Consider the following 16,352-nt stretch of genomic DNA (forward strand, 5'->3'; position numbering starts at 1 on the left):
CACGCCCTCGGCTTCGTCTTTGATCCCGCTCAATATAGGGCGCGCGCGGCGAAATGTGGAGAGGCGCGGACGCCGCAGGCCACGCAGGACGCAAGGCGGCCGCGCGCCTCACGCCGCCTTCTTCGCCGCGATGGCGACGAGCTCCCGCATGATCCTGCGCACCCCCTCGAGCCGCGCGTCGAGCTTCTCGAAGTCGCGGCTGAACACGATCTTCATGTCGGGGCGCACCTTGGCCTCGATCCCCTGCGCCGCGACATAGCGCACGAGCCCCGGCGGATTGGCGAAGGAATTGTCGCGGAAGGCGATCACCACGCCCTTCGGGCCGGCGTCGACGCTCTCGACATGCGCCTTGCGGCACAGCGCCTTGATCGACACGAGCTTGACGAGCTGGCCGACCTCGGGCGGCGAGGGCCCGAAGCGGTCGACCATCTCGGCGGCGAAGGCCTCGATCTCCTCCTCGTTCTCGAGGCTCGCGAGGCGGCGGTAGAGCTGCAGGCGAAGCTGCAGGTCGCCGACGTAGCTCTCGGGGATCGTCACCGGCGCGCCGAGCGTGATCGAGGGCGACCAGACCTCCTCGACCGGCTCCTCGATTCCCGCCTTCAGCGCCTCGACCGCCTCCTGCAGCATCTGCTGGTAGAGCTCGTAGCCGACCTCCTTGATATGGCCGGACTGGTCGTCGCCGAGAAGATTGCCGGCGCCGCGGATGTCGAGATCGTGGCTCGCGAGCTCGAAGCCCGCGCCGAGCTGGTCGAGCGACTGCAGGACCTTGAGGCGCTTCTCGGCCTGCGGCGTGATCGGCTTGCCCGAAGGCGTCGTGAACAGGGCGTAGGCGCGCGCCTTGGAGCGCCCGACGCGCCCGCGCAGCTGGTAGAGCTGGGCGAGGCCGAACATGTCGGCGCGATGCACGACGAGGGTGTTGGCGCGGGGAATGTCCAGCCCCGACTCGACGATGGCGGTGGCGAGCAGCACGTCGTACTGGCCGTCGTAGAAGGCGGCCATCTTGTCCTCGAGTTCGCCCGCGGCGAGCTGGCCGTGGGCGACGACGAACTTCACCTCCGGGACCTCGCGGCGCAGGAAGCTCGCGGCCTCGTCGAGATCCTCGATGCGCGGGCAGACGTAGAAGCTCTGGCCGCCGCGATAGCGCTCGCGCAGCAGCGCCTCGCGCACGACGAGCGCGTCGAACGGCGCGACAAAGGTGCGCACGGCCAAGCGGTCGACCGGGGGCGTGGCGATGATCGAGAGCTCGCGCACGCCGGTCAGGGCGAGCTGCAGCGTGCGCGGAATCGGCGTCGCCGAGAGGGTGAGCACATGCACCTCGGCGCGCAGCTCCTTGAGCCGCTCCTTGTGCTTGACGCCGAAATGCTGCTCCTCGTCGACGACGACGAGGCCGAGGTCCTTGAAGGCGACCCCCTTGCCGAGCACGGCGTGGGTGCCGACGACGATGTCGACGTCGCCCGAGGCCGCGCCCGCCTTCGCCGCGCGCATGTCGGCGGCGCTCGCCATGCGCGACATCTGCGCGACCCTTATCGGCAGATGGGCGAAGCGCGCGGTGAAATTCTTGTAGTGCTGGCGCGCTAGCAGCGTCGTCGGGGCGACGACGACGACCTGCTTGCCCTCGATCGCCGCGGCGAAGGCGGCGCGCAGCGCGACCTCCGTCTTGCCGAAGCCGACGTCGCCGCAGACGAGCCGGTCCATCGGCCGGCCCGCGGCCATGTCGTCGAGCGTCGCTTCGATCGCCGCGAGCTGGTCGTCGGTCTCCTCATAGGGAAAGCCCGCGCAGAATTCGGCGTAGAGCCCCGGCGGCGGGACGAGCTTGGGCGCCGCGCGCGTGAAGCGCTGGGCGGCGATCCTGATGAGGCCCGCCGCCATGTCGAGGATGCGCTTGCGCATCTTCGCCTTGCGCTTCTGCCAGCTTCCCCCGCCCAGCCGGTCGAGCTGGACCTCGGTGTCCTCCGAGCCGTAGCGGGAGAGAAGCTCGAGGTTCTCGACCGGCAGAAAGAGCTTCGCGCCCTCGGCGTAATGCAGCTCCAGGCAGTCGTGCGGCGCCCCGCCCGCCTCGATCGCCTGCAGGCCGACGAAGCGGCCGATGCCATGGTCGACATGGACGACGACGTCGCCGGCCGACAGCGCGCCGACCTCGGCGAGGAAATCCTTGGCCTTACGACTCTTCTTGCGCGCCGGGGCGAGCCGGTCGCCGAGAATGTCCTGCTCGCCGACGACGGCGAGGCTTTCGGTCTCGAAGCCCGCCTCGAGGCCGATGACGGCGAGCGCGGTCCTGTCCGCAGCGAGCTCCTGCGCCTGCTTGAACGAGGAGACGTTCTGCGCGCCCTTGAGGCCGTGGTCGGCGAGCACCTGCGCAAGGCGCTCGCGCGAGCCGTCCGACCAGGCGGCGACGATCGTCCGCTTGCCCGCGCCGCGCAGCGCCTGCGTATGGGCGAGCGCGGCCTCGAACACGTTGGCCGCCTCGTCGGCGCGCTCGGGGGCGAAATTGCGTCCCTGCTTCGAGCCGCAGTCGACGAAGAGGCCCCGCGCGCCCTCGGGCGCGGCGAAGGGGCTGACGCGCAAGACCCTCGCGCGCGAGAGGCGCTCGCTCCACTCCTGCGCGCCCATGTAGAGCGCGTCGGGCTTCAGCGGCTTGTAGCCGGAGGCCGCCGGATCGGCGTCGTAGGCGCTTTTGCGCGCGGCGTAATGATCCTCGATCAGCGCGATCCGCTCGCGCGCGGCCTCGTCGGCGAGCGAGTCGAGCACGACCGGCGCGCGCCCCGCGTAGTCGAACAGCGTGTCGAGCCGCTCGTAGAACAGCGGCAGCCAGTGCTCGCAGCCGGGCTGTCGCCGCCCCTCGCTGATCGCCTCATAGAGCTGGTCGCCGCGCGTCTGCGCGCCGAACTGCGCGACATAGCCCTGCCGGAAACGCCGCATCGTCTCGGCGGTAAGCTGCGCCTCGCTCATCGGCGTGAGGTCGAGGCCTTTCAGCGGGAACAAAGTGCGTTGCGACTCGGGGTCGAAGGCGCGGATCGACTCCAGCGCGTCGCCGAAGAAGTCGAGCCGCACCGGCTGCGCCATGCCCGGCGCGAAGAGATCGACGATGCCGCCGCGCACGGCGTATTCGCCGGCTTCCCGCACGGTGGAGGCGCGCAAAAAACCATTGGAGTCGAGCCAGGCGGCGAGCGCGCCGGTGTCGACGACATTGCCCGGCGCGGCCGAAAAAGTGTCGCGGGCGATCTGCGCCACCGGCGGCAGACGCTGGACGAGCGCCTTGACCGTGGTCGAGAGCACGCGCGGACGCTCCGCCGAGGAGCGCGTGCGCGCGAGGCGCGAGAGCGCCACCATGCGGCGCGCGCAGACCGACGCGTTGGGCGAGGCGCGGTCGTAGGGCTGGCAGTCCCAGCCGGGAAAGTCGATCAGCTCGACGTCGGGGGCGGCGAAGGCGAAGGCCTCCATGAAGGAGGCTTGCCGGCGCCCGTCGCGCGCGACATGGATCAGCGCGAGCGCGCGCTCCTCGGACTCGCGCCCGAGCGCGCGGGCGAGGTCGGCGACGCAGAAGGCGTCATAGCCGTCGGCGAGCGCGGAGAGGGTGAGCGAGCCGCCCTTGGCGAGCTCGGCGAGGACGCGTTTCAGGTCCGGCACGGTCGGCGCGATCCGTCCTTTGAAAAAGCTCCGGCGCGGAACGCCGCATCGGCGAAATCGGCGCCTCTCACCCTTGGGCGCCGTAGAAACGGCTCTGGAAGGCGACGATGCGCCGGAACAGCGGCGTGTCGTGCTCGGGCGGGACCGGCGCCTCGCCGGTCGCCCAGGCGAAGACGTCGCGGTCGACGGCTTCGAGCAGCGCATCGAAGACGTCGAGCTCCGCCTCGGTCAGCCTGTGGACCTCCGAGTCGACGAAGCGGCCAAGCAGCAGGTCGGTCTCCAGCATGCCGCGCCGCCAGGCGCGGACCTTTATACGTCGGCGCCGCACGTCAGGATCGAGGGGCGCGCCGGAATTCTGGGCCGCGTCCGTCATGGCTCGTCTCCTTTCCGGGCGAGGGGCGCCGAAGGGCTTGCGCACCGCCATATAAACGCGCGCGCCGCCGCTGTCAGCCTTTTGGCGTTTTCATGCGGAACATGGGACAAGGCGCGCGCCGGCCGGCTTGCGAACCCGTCCGGCGGCCCTGTTTCCGCGAGCCCAACTCCGCGTCGATGCGCCCTTCCCTCCTCGATCCGCTGTTCGCCTCGGCCGCGAGCCTGCCCGGCGTCGGGCCGAAGACCGGCCGCCTGCTCGACCGGCTGCTGCGCGGGCCGGGCGGCGGCGAGGCGCGCGTGCTCGACCTGCTCTTTCATGCGCCAACGGCGCTGATCGACCGCCGCCTGCGTCCGAAGATCGCCGAGGCGCCGCTCGACTCCTATGTCGTCGTCGAGGCCAGCGTCGTCAGCCATACGCCCTCGCGCGGGCGCGGACCTTTTCGCGTCCTCGTCGAGGACGAGACGGGCGACGTCCTGCTCGTGTTCTTCCTCGCCAACGCCGAGTGGGTGGAGAAAAGCCTGCCCGTCGGCGCGCGGCGCTGGATCTGCGGCCGGCTCGAGCTGTGGGAGGGCCATCGCCAGATGGTCCACCCCGACCGCATCCTCGACGAGGCGGGCCTCGCGAAGCTGGAGCCCGTCGAGCCGGTCTATCCGCTGACCGAGGGGCTGCGTCAGCGGAGCATCGCCAAAGCCGTCGCGGGCGCGCTGGCGCGGCTTCCGGCCCTGCCCGAATGGGGCGCGCCGCCGGGCCTGCCGGCGTTTTCGGACGCGCTCAGGGCGCTGCATCGCCCGCAGGAGCCGAAGGACTTGCTCGCCGACGCGCCGGCGCGCATGAGGCTCGCCTATGACGAGCTGTTCGCCGGCCAGCTGGCGCTCGCCCTGATGCGCGCGCGCGCCAAGGAGCGGCCGGGACGCGCCAGCGTCGGCGACGGACGGCTCGCCGCGAAAATCCTCGCCGCCCTGCCCTTCGAGCTGACCGGCGCGCAGAAAGCCGCGATCGCGGAGATCCGCGCCGACCTCGCCAGCGAGACGCGGATGCTGCGGCTGCTGCAGGGCGACGTCGGCTCGGGCAAGACGCTCGTCGCGCTCATCGCCATGGCCGCCTGCGTCGAGGCCGGACGGCAGGCGGCGCTGATGGCCCCGACCGAGCTGCTCGCGCGCCAGCATTTTGCGAGCCTCGCGCGCTTTTCCGCGCCTGCGGGCTTGCGCGTCGCCCTGCTCACCGGCCGCGAGAAGGGGTCGGCGCGGCGCGCTTTTCTCGAAGAGCTGGCGGCGGGAGAGATCGACGTCGCCGTCGGCACCCACGCCCTGTTTCAGGAGGGCGTCGAGTTCGCCGACCTCGCGCTCGCCGTCGTCGACGAGCAGCATCGCTTCGGCGTGCGCCAGCGCCTCTCGCTCGGCGAGAAGGGCGAGCGCGCCGACCTCCTCGCCATGACCGCGACGCCGATCCCGCGCACGCTGGCGCTCACCTATTTCGGCGACATGGACATTTCCGCGCTGCGCGAGAAACCGCCGGGACGCCAAAAGATCGAGACGCGCGCGCTGCCGCTCGAGCGCATCGACGAGCTGATCGGCCGGCTCGGCGCGGCGCTTCGCTCCGGCGCGCAAGCCTACTGGGTGTGCCCGCTCGTCGAGGAGAGCGCGGAGAGCGATCTTTCCGCCGCCGGCGCGCGCGCCGCGGAGCTGCGCCAGATTTTCGGCGAGGAAGCGGTCGGCCTCGTCCACGGCCGCATGAGGGGTAAGGACAAGGACGAGGCGATGGCCGCCTTTTCGGGCGGCGCGACGAAAATCCTCGTCGCCACCACGGTGATCGAGGTCGGCGTCGACGTGCCCGCCGCCTCGATCATGGTGATCGAGCACGCCGAGCGCTTCGGCCTCGCGCAGCTGCACCAGCTGCGCGGACGCGTCGGGCGCGGCGCCGCGCAGTCCTTCTGCATGCTGCTCTACAAGGGCCCGCTCGGGGAGGCCGGCAAGGCGCGCATCGCCATCCTGCGCGAGAGCGACGACGGCTTCGCCATCGCCGAGGAGGATCTGCGCCTGCGCGGCGAGGGCGAGGTGATGGGCGCCCGCCAGTCCGGCCTGCCGGGCTTCCGCCTCGCCGATCCGGCCGCGCACGGCGACCTCCTCGCCTTCGCGCGCGGCGAGGCGCAGGCCGCCGTCGCGTCCGATCCGGGCCTTTCGGGCGCGCGCGGCCGGGCGCTGCGGCTCCTGCTGCACCTGTTCGAACGGGCGGAGGCGATCAGGCTTCTGGCGGCCGGGTAACGAAGACGCGATTTTCGTCAAACCTCAGCCCGTGATTGGATGCCAGGGAAACGGCGCGCCAGTCGTCGGGGAATCAAACGTCATGCCGAGATGTTCGATCGTCATCCCGGCGTACAACAGCGCGCCTACGATCGATTGCGCGATTCAGTCCGCGCGCCGGCAGACCGAGCGCGACGTCGAGATTCTCGTCGTCGACGACGCCTCGACCGATTCGACCGGCGAGGCGATCAGCCGGCGGGCCGCGCAGGACCCTCGCGTGGTCGCCCTCCACAACGTCAGCAACGGCGGCAAGTCGGTCGCCATGAACCGCGCCCACGCCGTCGCGAAGGGCGACTGGATCGGCGTCCTCGACGCCGACGACGCCTGGCTGCCGGACCGCGCCGGCCGCCTCATCGACGCGGCCGAGGCGGCGGGCGCCGACGGCGTCGCCGACAACCAGCTCAAGGTCGACCCCTTCGCGCGCACGCGCCAGGGCCGCCTGTTCGACCTCTCCGGCGAAAGGCTGACGCTCGACCTTCCCGCCTATCTCGGCTCGATCGACCGCAAGGTCGACTTCGGCACGCTGAAGCCGATCGTGCGGCGCGATTTCCTCGAGCGGACCAGGATCGCCTACGACGAGACGCAGCGCTTCTCGCAGGATTTCAGCTTCATGCTCGAACTGCTGCTCGAGGGGGCGCGCGTGCTCGTGGTGAACGAGGCGCTCTATCTCTACACCCTGCCGTTCAGCGCGCGGAGGCGCAAATGGACGGCGACCGGCGCCGGCGCCTGGCGCCACGATTTCGCCAGCGCGCTGCGCTCGACCGAGCGCTACCTGCATGATCCGCGCGTGCTGCGCCAGCCGCAGATCGAGCTTCTGCTGCGCCGGCGCGCGGCGCTGCTGCGCAAGAGCGGGGTGTGGGACGAGGTCAAGCGCCGCCGGTTCGAGCGGGGCGCCCCGGTCGCGCTCGTCTATCTGCTGCTCCATCCGCCGGCGCTGCGGATCGTCGGCGAGCGGCTGCTGCGCGGGCGTTTCATCGCTTAGGCTTCCGGCCGGCGCAGCGCGGCGGCGGCGAGCAGCGCCGCCGAGGCGAGCGCGAGGGCGGCGAGGCAGAAGGCGGAGGCGCCGTAGCCGAAGGCGCCGATGAGCAGCGCCACCGGATAGGGCATGAGGAAGATGCCGACGTTGAAGGCGGTGTTGAACAGCGCCTGCGGGCCGGCCCGCTCGGACGGCTCCAGCCCCGCGCTGACCGCCGCCGACAGCACCGGATAGATGACGCTGTAGCCCGCCCCGAACAGGATTCCGGCGACGGCGACGAGCCATGAGACGCCCGCCGCGCCGAGCAGCGCCAAGCTCGCCGCCTGGCACAGGAAGCCGCAGGCGACGAGCAGCCTGCGGTCGAGCGTCTCGAACACGCCCATCGCCAGGAAGCGGCTCGCGAACAGCGTCGTCGTCGAGGCCAGAAAAAACGCGCCGATCGGCACCGCCCGCGCCTCCAGCAGCGCGGCGAGGAAGGAGGCGGTGAAGCCGAACATCGTCCCGTTGACGAAGATCGCGGCGAGCGAAGCCGGCCGGCTGCGCGCCAGAGCCGCCTTGAGGTCAAGGCCGCGCCCAGCCTTGGGGAGCGGGATCGGCCGCACGCCGAAGGTGAGCGCGAAGGCGGCGAGCGCGGGGATCGAGCCCTCGAGGAACATCGCCGGCGCGCCGAAGGCGTTGAGGACGGCGGCCCCGAGCGGCGGCGCGAAGGCCTGGGCCAGCGCGAACATGCTGGAGAACAGGCCGATCAGATAGACGAAGCGGTTGGCGTTGAGCCGGCTCTGGCCGTAGGTCACGAAGGAGGCGAGCAGAAGCCCCTGCCCCGTCCCCTGCGCGAGGCGCGAGGCGAGCGCCGGCCAGAACGAGCCCGCCGTGTAGCGCAGGCTGAAGAAGCCCATGGCCATGAGGGCGACGGCGAGGCGGCAGCTGTTGAGCACGCCGATGCGCGCCGAGACCGCGCCCGACAGGAAGGTGAACAGGACGACCGGGCCGGCGTAGAGCGAGAGCAGAAGCCCCGTGTCGTGCAGGTCGAAGCCCTCGCGCTCGAACACGACGGCGAGCAGGGCGGCGTGCGAATACATGAAGGAGATGAGGAAGGCCGAGGCCGCGAACTGTAGATATTCGCGCCTGCCGCGCGCGTCGACGAAGCCCGCCGCCTGCGCGCGCGCGTCGCGCGCCGCCTCGGCTTCGCGCGGGGCGTGGCCGGACGCGCTCAGGCGGGCGCGCGCCGCAGCAGGGCGCGCCAATGGCGTGTCGCGAGGGCGCCCGCCGGCGCGACGTCCTCGATCGCCGCGGGCTCGAGGCCGGCGGCCTCGGCCTGCGCGAAGACGCCCGGCGGCAGCGGCCAGGGCGGGCCCGCCGCCGCCTCGCCCTCGTCCCGCGCGCGCGCGACGAGCAGCATCGCCCCGCCCGGCCGCAGAACGCGCGCGAGCGCGCCGAGCGCCGCCGGCACGAGGTCGGGGGCGAGCGCCTGCAGCGTGTAGCACTCGTTGACGAGGTCGAAGGCGCCGAGCCACTCGGGAGGCGGCGCGAAAAGGTCGGCGACGCGGTAGTCGACGGCGCTTTGCGGGAAGCGCCCGCGCGCCCATTCGACGGCGCCGGCGACGAAATCGAAGGCGCAGACGCGCGCGCCGAGCGAGGCGAAGAACTCGGCGTTGTCGCCGAGCCCGCAGCCGACGTCGAGGACGCGCAGCCCGGAAAAGGCTTCGCGTTCGCCCGCGAGCTGCAGCCCGGCGAAGCTCGAAATCAGCGGATGCGGCGCAAGATGCGCCCAGGGCACGCAGGCCGCGTCGCCCGCGGCGTCCTCGTAGACGGCCTCGAACCAGTTTTTTCGCAGCGCGTCGGCGCCGTTCTCGCCGTTTTTCGCCGGGTCGAGCGCGTCGAGGCGGGCGCGCGCCGCCGCGCGCCGGGCGAAGAAGTCTTCATCCTTGCCTTCGCCGGCTTCCTGCGCCGCGCTCACGCCTTCTTCTCCCAGCGGCCCGCCGCGTCCTGCGCCCAGTAGCTCGCGGGCAGGCCGGCGTCCCTGACCGCGCGCCATTGCGCCCGCGCGCCGGCGAGCTCGGCCTCGTCGCGGCCGTCGAAGACGAGCATGGCGCGCTCATAGGGGCCGGCGCCGAGCGAGGGCAGGATGGGCGCATCCTCGACGAAGAGGCGCAGGCGCGCGCCGTTGGGGTTTTCGTCGCCGGTCGTCAGATAGACGGGCTGCAGGTCGGGATCGCCGTCCGACGCCTGTCCATGGGCGAGGAAGCTGTCGTCGGCGTAGGTCCACAGGCGCTGGTCGAGCGCGTCGAGCAGCTCCTCGCTTTTCGCCTGCACGACGGCGCGCCAGCCCCGCGCGAGGGCCTTCTCGAGGAGGACGGGCAGCGCCTCCTCGCGGCCGCGGCGCTCGAGATGGTAGAACCAGACCTCCATCGCCGCCGGCCCGCGCCTCAGCTCTCGTAGCAGTCGGCGACGAGCCGGTCGAGCAGGCGCACGCCGTAGCCCGAGCCCCAGCTCTGGTTGACGTCGCCCGAGGGCGAAGCCATGCCCGTGCCGGCGATGTCGAGATGCGCCCAGGGCGTTGCGTTGACGAAGCGCTGCAGGAACTGCGCCGCGGTGATCGAGCCGGCGTGGCGCCCGCCGGCGTTTTTCACGTCGGCGAACTTCGAGTCGATCAGCTTGTCGTAGGCGGGGCCGAGCGGCATCCGCCACAGCTTCTCGCCCGTCTCGCGGCCGGCGGCGAGCAGGCGGTCGGCGAGCTCGTCATTGTTCGAGAACAGGCCCGCGTGCTCCTGCCCGAGCGCGACGAGGATCGCGCCGGTCAGCGTCGCGAGGTCGATCATGAACTTCGGCTTGAAGCGGTCCTGCACGTGCCAGAGCACGTCGCAGAGCACGAGCCGCCCTTCCGCGTCGGTGTTGATGATCTCGATGGTCTGGCCGGATAGCGAGGTCACGATGTCGCCGGGCCGCTGCGCGTCGGGGCCGGGCATGTTCTCGACGAGGCCGATCGCGCCGATCGCGTCGACCTTCGCCTTGCGGCGGGCGAGCGCCTCGATGAGGCCGACGACGCAGGCCGCCCCGGCCATGTCGCCCTTCATGTCCTCCATGCCGCCGGCCGGCTTGATCGAGATGCCGCCGGTGTCGAAGGTCACGCCCTTGCCGATGAAGGCGACGGGCTTTTCGTCGGCGCCGGCGGGCGCGCCGCGCCAGCGCATGATGACGAGCCGCCCCTCGCGCGAAGAACCCTGGCTGACGCCGAGCAGCGCTCCCATGCCGAGCCCGCGCATCACCGCCTCGTCGAGGATCTCGACCTCGACGCCGAGCTTCTCGAGCGCCTTCGCCCGATTCGCGAACTCCTCGGGAAAGAGGACGTTCGGCGGCTCGTTGACGAGGGTGCGGGCGGTTATGACGCCTTCGGCCACCGCCTCGCCCTTCGCGGCGGCGGCGCGCGCGGCGTCCGGCTCGGCGACGGCGACGCGCAGCTCGGTCGGGCCGTCGTCCTCGGCGTCGTCCTTCTTCTTCGTCTTGTAGCGGTCGAAGCGATAGTCGCGCAGGCGCAGGCCGAGGGCGAAGTCGGAGGCCGCGGCCGCGGCGTCCTGCGGCGGACGCGGCAGGTCGAACAGGATCGTCGCCGACTTTCCGCGCCCGATCTTGCCGGCGCAATAGCCGCCGAGATTGGCGTAGTCGGCCGAGGACGGCGGGGCGTCCGGCTCCTTGCCGCCGGACGCCTGCGCCTCCTCGGCGTCCTTCTTGTCGCCCGAGGGGCCGCCGGCCCCGATCGCCAGCAGGCGCTCGGCGCCGAGGCCAGCCGGCGCGAGGATCTCGAGCGCCGAGGAGGCCTTGCCCTTGAATTTGGCGACGGCGGCGGCGCGCCGCAGGAGAGCCTCGGCCTCGGCGCCGAGCAGCTTCCGCGTCTTTTCGCCGAGCGCGAGGTCGGGCCCGACGAAGACCGCCAGCGTTCCGATCGGCTCGGCTCCCCCCGGCTGCGGGGCGAGCTTCAGCGCGTCGAGCGCGACGAATTGAATGCTGGCGGCTTGCGGCATGGCGTCCTCGAAACGTTCCGGCGCGCCTCTCCTAGCAAAAAAGCCGGAGGCGAAAAAGTCGCAGTCCCGTCGGGGACGATCGCGAAATTGTCATGCGCCGCCGCGCGGCGCCGGCGCGGGCGGCGCCATATTTCCGCGCAGGGCGCGTGGGATGCGGGCGAGGCGTGTGATGGCGCGGCCACGGCGCGCGCGAATCTCGCGCCTGCGCACAGCCGGCGCGGGCGCGGCTCTGGCCGCAGGCCGCGCCGGGGCGTAATGAACTCGGACGGGCGCGACAGGGCGAAGGGAAGCATGTCGATCGAATTGTTCAGGGCGCGCCGCCTCCTCGCCGCGCCGCGGGCGGACGGGCCGCCGGAAAGGGCGCGGCGGTGATCGGCTGGACGCTCGGACGCTATTTCTCGGGCCGCTTCCTCGCCCTGATCCTCGCCGTCTTCGCGACGATCTGCGGCATGGTCTTCGTCGTCGATTTCGTCGAGATGCTGCGCCGCACCTCCAACATCGAGGACGCCTCGACCGGCTCGGTCGCCCTGCTCGCGCTGCTGCGCGCGCCGGCCGCCGCCGAGCAGCTCACCCCGTTCTGCGTGCTGTTCGGCTCGATGGCCGCCTTCCTCGACCTCACCCGCAAGCTCGAGCTCCTCATCGCGCGCGCCGTCGGCGTCTCGGTGTGGGGCTTCCTCGTCCCGCCGGCGGCCATCGCGCTCCTCATCGGCGTCGGCTCGGTCGCCCTGCTCAATCCCGTCTCGGCCCTCATGAAGCAGCGCGCCGACAAGCTCGAGACGGAAATCTTCGGCCAGCTCACGGCCAAGGAGGCCGTGCCCGACGTCTGGATCCGCCAGAAGAGCGTCGACGGCGACGTGATCGTCAAGGCGAAGTCGATGTCGGGCGACGGCTCGCGCCTCACCGAGCCGACCGCCTACATCTACGATCTCGACGGGCGTTTCGTCGCCCAGGTCGACGCGCAGGCGGCGCAGCTCGTCGACGGCGCGTGGCGCTTCGAGCGGGCGCGCGTCCTCGCCCCTGGCGAGGAGACCTTCACCTCCGCCGTTTACTATGTCGCCACGAATCTGACGCCCGAGCAGGTCGTGCGCGGACCCGTTTCGGCGCAGTCCGTGCCCTTCTTCGAGCTCGGCGCGGAGCAGCGCCGGACCGAGGCCGCGGGGCTCGACGGAACGAGCTTCGCCCTGCAATTCCAGACGCTTCTGGCTCGGCCTCTGCTGTTCCTGGCGATGGTCCTGATCGCCGCCGCTTTTTCCTTAAGATTTTTCCGATTTGGTGGAATCGCCAAAATGGTCGGCGGTGGCGTGGTCGCGGGCTTCATGCTTTATGTCGCGACCAAGCTGGTCGGCGACGTAGGAGGCGCGGGCCTGATCAGCGCGCCGGTCGCCGCCTGGTCGCCCGCGGTGGTGGCGAGCCTTCTCGGCGCGCTGGCTCTGCTCAATCAGGAGGACGGATGAAGGGCGAGGGTCCAGCGCGCATGGAGCGCGGCGAGCGCCGCGCGGCGAGGGGAGCGTCTCCCCGCGCCGGCGCGCGGCTGCGCGCCGTCCTGCTCGCCGGCGCCGCCCTCTTCGCTCTCGCTCCTCTCGTCCCGCACGCCGCCGCCGCGCCGGCGCGCGCGAAGGCCCAGAAGCAGGCTGCTCCCGCTTCCGACGCCGACAAGATGGTCGTCGAGGCCAACGAGCTGCGCCAGGACGACACGAAAAACACTGTCTCGGCGGTCGGCGACGCGCGCGTCTACTACAAGGGCCGCGTCCTCGAGGCCGACGAGGTCACCTACGACCGCAACACCGGTCGCGTGACGGCGCGCGGCAACGCCAAGCTCACCGAAGCCGACGGCACGATCCTGCACGGCGCCTTCTTCGACCTGACCGACGATTTCCGCGACGGCTTCATCGAGAGCCTGCGCGCGGAGACGACGCAGAAGACCTTCATGAGCTCGCCCCACGTCGAGCGCATCGACGACGCGACGACGGTCTTCGCCAAGGGAGTCTACACCGCCTGCAAGGCCTGCGGGACGGATTACGACAAGCCGCCGCTGTGGCAGGTGCGGGCCAAGCGCATCATCCACAACAACGACGAGCAGATGCTCTATTTCCGCGACGCCAGCCTCGAGTTCCTCGGGGTGCCTGTGGCCTGGACGCCGTGGATGTCGATGCCGGACCCCAGCGTCACGCGCAAGTCGGGCGTGCTGTCGCCGACGCTGCTCGCGCGCACCGAGCTCGGCTACGGCTTCGGCCTGCCGATCTTCTGGGCGCTCGCGCCCGACTACGACCTCACCGTCACCCCGACCTATCTGTCGAAGCAGGGATTTCTGGGCCTCGCCGAATGGCGCCAGCGGCTCGACTACGGCTCCTATTACATCCGCGGCGCGGGCATCGACCAGCTGAAGCCTTCGGCCTTTCCCGTCTCGCCCTGGGGCGCGGCCGATTATCATTTCCGCGGCTCGCTCGAGAGCAAGGGCGAATATCAGCTCGCCGACAAATGGAAGTTCGGCTGGCAGTTCACCATCCTCTCCGACAAATGGTTCCTCAACGACTACAATATCGCGAGCCAGACGCTCTCCTCGAACTACATCAGCGAGGTGACCTCGACCGCCTATCTGACCGGCCAGGGCGACCGCGGCTTCTTCGACCTGCGCGGCTATCATTTCGAGGGCCTGTCGACGCGCGACATCCAGGCGCAGCAGACGAGCGCCTATCCGACGTTCGACTACAACCGCACCTTCGACGTCGATCCGGCCAAAAGCTACGGGATCGGCGGACAGGTCGAGGCGGACTTCAACCTCTCCAGCCTCTCGGCCTGGGCGGCGAGCTTCCAGTCGGTCGGCACGCAGGTACTCGACAACGCCTATTCGCTCTATTCGGTCTGCACCAACTACGTGCCCGGCCGCGTCGCCGGCACCTGCCTGCAGCGCGGCGTCGGCGGCGTCTCGACGCGGGCGAGCCTCAACCTCAACTGGAAGCGCCAGTTCATCGACGAGGCCGGCGAGGTCTGGACGCCGTTCGTCTTCGCGCGCTTCAACGCCCAGTCGCTGAACCTCAACACGACCAACACGCTCGGCTTCTCGAACAGCTCGGGCGCCAATTCGGTGATCTCCAACGCCTATCAGCTGCCGTTCCTGTCGAACGCCGAGAACGCCGCCTATGGCGCGCTCAATCCGGGCTTCGGCCTCGAATACCGCTATCCGTTCTTTTCGAAGACCGACTTCGGCGCGCTGACCCTCTCGCCGATCGGCCAGATCATCGTGCGGCCGAACAACCAGATCGGGACCTACGCCAACGCCAATCTCGACGCCCAGAGCCTCGTGTTCGACGAATCGACCCTGTTCGCCTGGGACAAATTCTCCGGCTACGACCGCTTCGAGACGGGCACGCGCCTCAACTATGGCGGCGAGGCGACGCTGAGCTTCCCGCAAGGCTCCTACATCAACCTCGTCGCCGGCCAGTCCTACCAGCTCGCCGGAACCAACGCCTACGCCACGCCCGACGCCGCCAACGTCGGCCTGTCCTCCGGCCTCGACACGCGGCTCTCGGATTACGTCGGCGCGGTCACGCTTCAGCCCACGACCTTCTTCTCGATCACCGCCAAGACGAGGCTCGACGTCGACACCTTCGCGCCCAAGCGCATCGACGTGATCGGCGTCTATAGTTTCGGCGCATGGACGGGCGGCTTCCAGTATGCAAGCTATGCGGCGCAGCCGGAGATCGGCTATTACGTGCGCCGTCAGGGCCTGACCCTGAACACGCGCTACCAGATCAGCGAGAACTACTGGGCGCAGGGCAACGTTACCTTCGACATGAGCCGCCAGTTCTATCCCGCCTCGCTGATCGGCTACTCCAATCCCGGCCCGTTCGCGCCGGCCGCGTTCGGCGTCGGCGCCGGCTACAAGGACGACTGCACCACGGTTTCGCTCAATTTCTCGTCAGTGTATCAGGACAACGGCAACGGCGGGCTCACCCGCAACAAGACGATCCTGCTCCAGTTCGAGCTGCGCACGCTGGGCGAGCTCAAGCTGAGCCAGACCTTCAGCGACGTGCAGAATCTCGGGACGCAATGAGCCGCCGGAATGAACCGCATGGGACGAAACGAGCCGACATGAAGGAAGCGTTTTCGCCGACGACCGCGCCGCGCCGCGCGGCGACGCTCTTGCGCCTTCTCGCGGGCGCCGCCCTCGCCGCGCTCCTCGTCGCCGCGCCGGCGGCGTTCTCGCCCGCCGCGGCGCAGGCCATCGTCGCCAGCGTCAACGGCTATCCGGTCACCGACGTCGACATCGCGCAGCGCATGAAGCTTCTGAAGGCGCTGCGCCAGAACGCCTCGCGCGACGCGGCGATCGAGAGCATGTTCGCCGACCGCCTCAAGCTGCAGGAAGCCTCCAAATACGGCGTCAATCCGCGCGATTCCGACATCGGCCCCGAAATCACCCGCGAGGCGATGGCCCTCAACATGGATCCGCAGGCGCTCTTGCAGGCGCTCAACGCCTCGGGCGCCTCGACCGAGCATGTGAAGGACCATTTCCGCGCCGAGCTCGCCTTCTTCGCCCTCGTCCAGGCGCTCAACAAGGGCGTCGAGGCGAGCGAGACGCAGGTGCGCGCGGAGCTCGCCAAGCAGGGCGGCAAGGCGGCGGCCGGCGCCTCCTACACCGTGCAGCAGGTCATCTTCACCCTGCCGGGCGGCGCCTCCCCGGCGCAGGTCAACGCGCGGGCCAAGGAGGCCGAGGCGCTGCGCGCGCGCTTCACCGACTGCGCGACCGGCGCGCCGCTCGCCCGCCAGCTCAACGACGTCACCGTGCGCGACCCGCTGACGCGCACCTCGGCCGAGCTTAGCCCGCCGTTGCGCGCGCTGCTGGACAAGACGCCGATCGGCCATCTGACGGCGCCGCAGCGCTCGACCTCCGGCCTCGAGATGGTCGCGGTCTGCGCGCGGGGCGCGGCCAAGGACGATACGGCGATCCGCCAGCAGATCGCCCAGAAGCTGCTCGCCGCGCAGATCGAGGCCGACGCCCAGCGCCGCTTCAAGGAGCTGCGCGCCAAGGCCGTCATCGTCAAGAATTGACGCGCCGT

The 16,352-nt window shown here is 70.7% G+C and carries 11 protein-coding genes; 5 read left to right on the forward strand and 6 right to left on the reverse strand.

Translation table 11 applies throughout. From position 1 onward, the window contains the following. Positions 1–108 precede the first annotated feature (108 nt). Positions 109–3,627 carry a transcription-repair coupling factor gene (mfd, locus tag ACE3OG_RS08135; RefSeq protein WP_374307460.1) on the reverse strand — a complete coding sequence of 1,173 codons (3,519 nt, stop codon included), beginning with the start codon at positions 3,625–3,627 and terminating at the stop codon, positions 109–111. Positions 3,628–3,694: 67 nt separating this feature from the next. Next, positions 3,695–4,000 carry a succinate dehydrogenase assembly factor 2 gene (locus ACE3OG_RS08140; protein WP_374307462.1) on the reverse strand — a complete coding sequence of 102 codons (306 nt, stop codon included), beginning with the start codon at positions 3,998–4,000 and terminating at the stop codon, positions 3,695–3,697. Between the two features lie 176 nt (positions 4,001–4,176). Here ACE3OG_RS08140 and recG point away from each other — a divergent pair, with 176 nt between their 5' ends. After that, positions 4,177–6,261, forward strand: a complete 2,085-nt coding sequence (gene recG / locus ACE3OG_RS08145; protein WP_374307464.1) for an ATP-dependent DNA helicase RecG — start codon at positions 4,177–4,179, stop codon at positions 6,259–6,261. Between the two features lie 82 nt (positions 6,262–6,343). Further along, complete coding sequence (locus tag ACE3OG_RS08150; RefSeq protein ID WP_374307465.1) at positions 6,344–7,282, forward strand: glycosyltransferase family 2 protein; 939 nt, start codon at positions 6,344–6,346, stop codon at positions 7,280–7,282. Here the strand turns inward: ACE3OG_RS08150 and ACE3OG_RS08155 are convergent. The 4 genes from ACE3OG_RS08155 to ACE3OG_RS08170 are packed head-to-tail and all read right to left on the reverse strand — an operon-like array spanning position 7,279 to position 11,295. Beyond that, positions 7,279–8,520: an MFS transporter gene (locus ACE3OG_RS08155; RefSeq protein WP_374307467.1), complete on the reverse strand. Its 1,242-nt coding sequence runs from the start codon at positions 8,518–8,520 to the stop codon at positions 7,279–7,281. The genes ACE3OG_RS08150 and ACE3OG_RS08155 overlap by 4 nt on opposite strands. Then, positions 8,487–9,233: a class I SAM-dependent methyltransferase gene (locus ACE3OG_RS08160; protein ID WP_374307469.1), complete on the reverse strand. Its 747-nt coding sequence runs from the start codon at positions 9,231–9,233 to the stop codon at positions 8,487–8,489. The genes ACE3OG_RS08155 and ACE3OG_RS08160 overlap by 34 nt, the downstream gene beginning before the upstream one ends. Then, positions 9,230–9,685: a DNA polymerase III subunit chi gene (locus ACE3OG_RS08165; protein WP_374307471.1), complete on the reverse strand. Its 456-nt coding sequence runs from the start codon at positions 9,683–9,685 to the stop codon at positions 9,230–9,232. Before ACE3OG_RS08165 ends, ACE3OG_RS08160 begins: the two co-directional genes overlap by 4 nt. 17 nt (positions 9,686–9,702) lie before the next feature. Then, a complete protein-coding gene (locus ACE3OG_RS08170; protein ID WP_374307473.1) occupies positions 9,703–11,295 on the reverse strand; it encodes a leucyl aminopeptidase in 1,593 nt (530 codons plus the stop codon). A gap of 368 nt (positions 11,296–11,663) precedes the next feature. On the opposite strand from ACE3OG_RS08170, the gene lptG reads away from it, so the two are divergent. The 3 genes from lptG to ACE3OG_RS08185 are packed head-to-tail and all read left to right on the forward strand — an operon-like array spanning position 11,664 to position 16,344. Then, on the forward strand, positions 11,664–12,749 hold the full coding sequence (gene lptG, locus ACE3OG_RS08175; protein WP_374307474.1) for an LPS export ABC transporter permease LptG: 1,086 nt from the start codon (positions 11,664–11,666) through the stop codon (positions 12,747–12,749). Continuing rightward, entirely contained in the window at positions 12,746–15,349 is a 2,604-nt protein-coding gene (locus ACE3OG_RS08180) for an LPS-assembly protein LptD (RefSeq protein WP_374307476.1), read from the forward strand. The genes lptG and ACE3OG_RS08180 overlap by 4 nt, the downstream gene beginning before the upstream one ends. A gap of 38 nt (positions 15,350–15,387) precedes the next feature. Next, on the forward strand, positions 15,388–16,344 hold the full coding sequence (locus tag ACE3OG_RS08185; RefSeq protein ID WP_374307477.1) for a hypothetical protein: 957 nt from the start codon (positions 15,388–15,390) through the stop codon (positions 16,342–16,344). Positions 16,345–16,352: the final 8 nt, after the last annotated feature.

Source organism: Methylocella sp., from assembly GCF_041905455.1.
Taxonomy (GTDB): Bacteria; Pseudomonadota; Alphaproteobacteria; order Rhizobiales; family Beijerinckiaceae; genus Methylocapsa.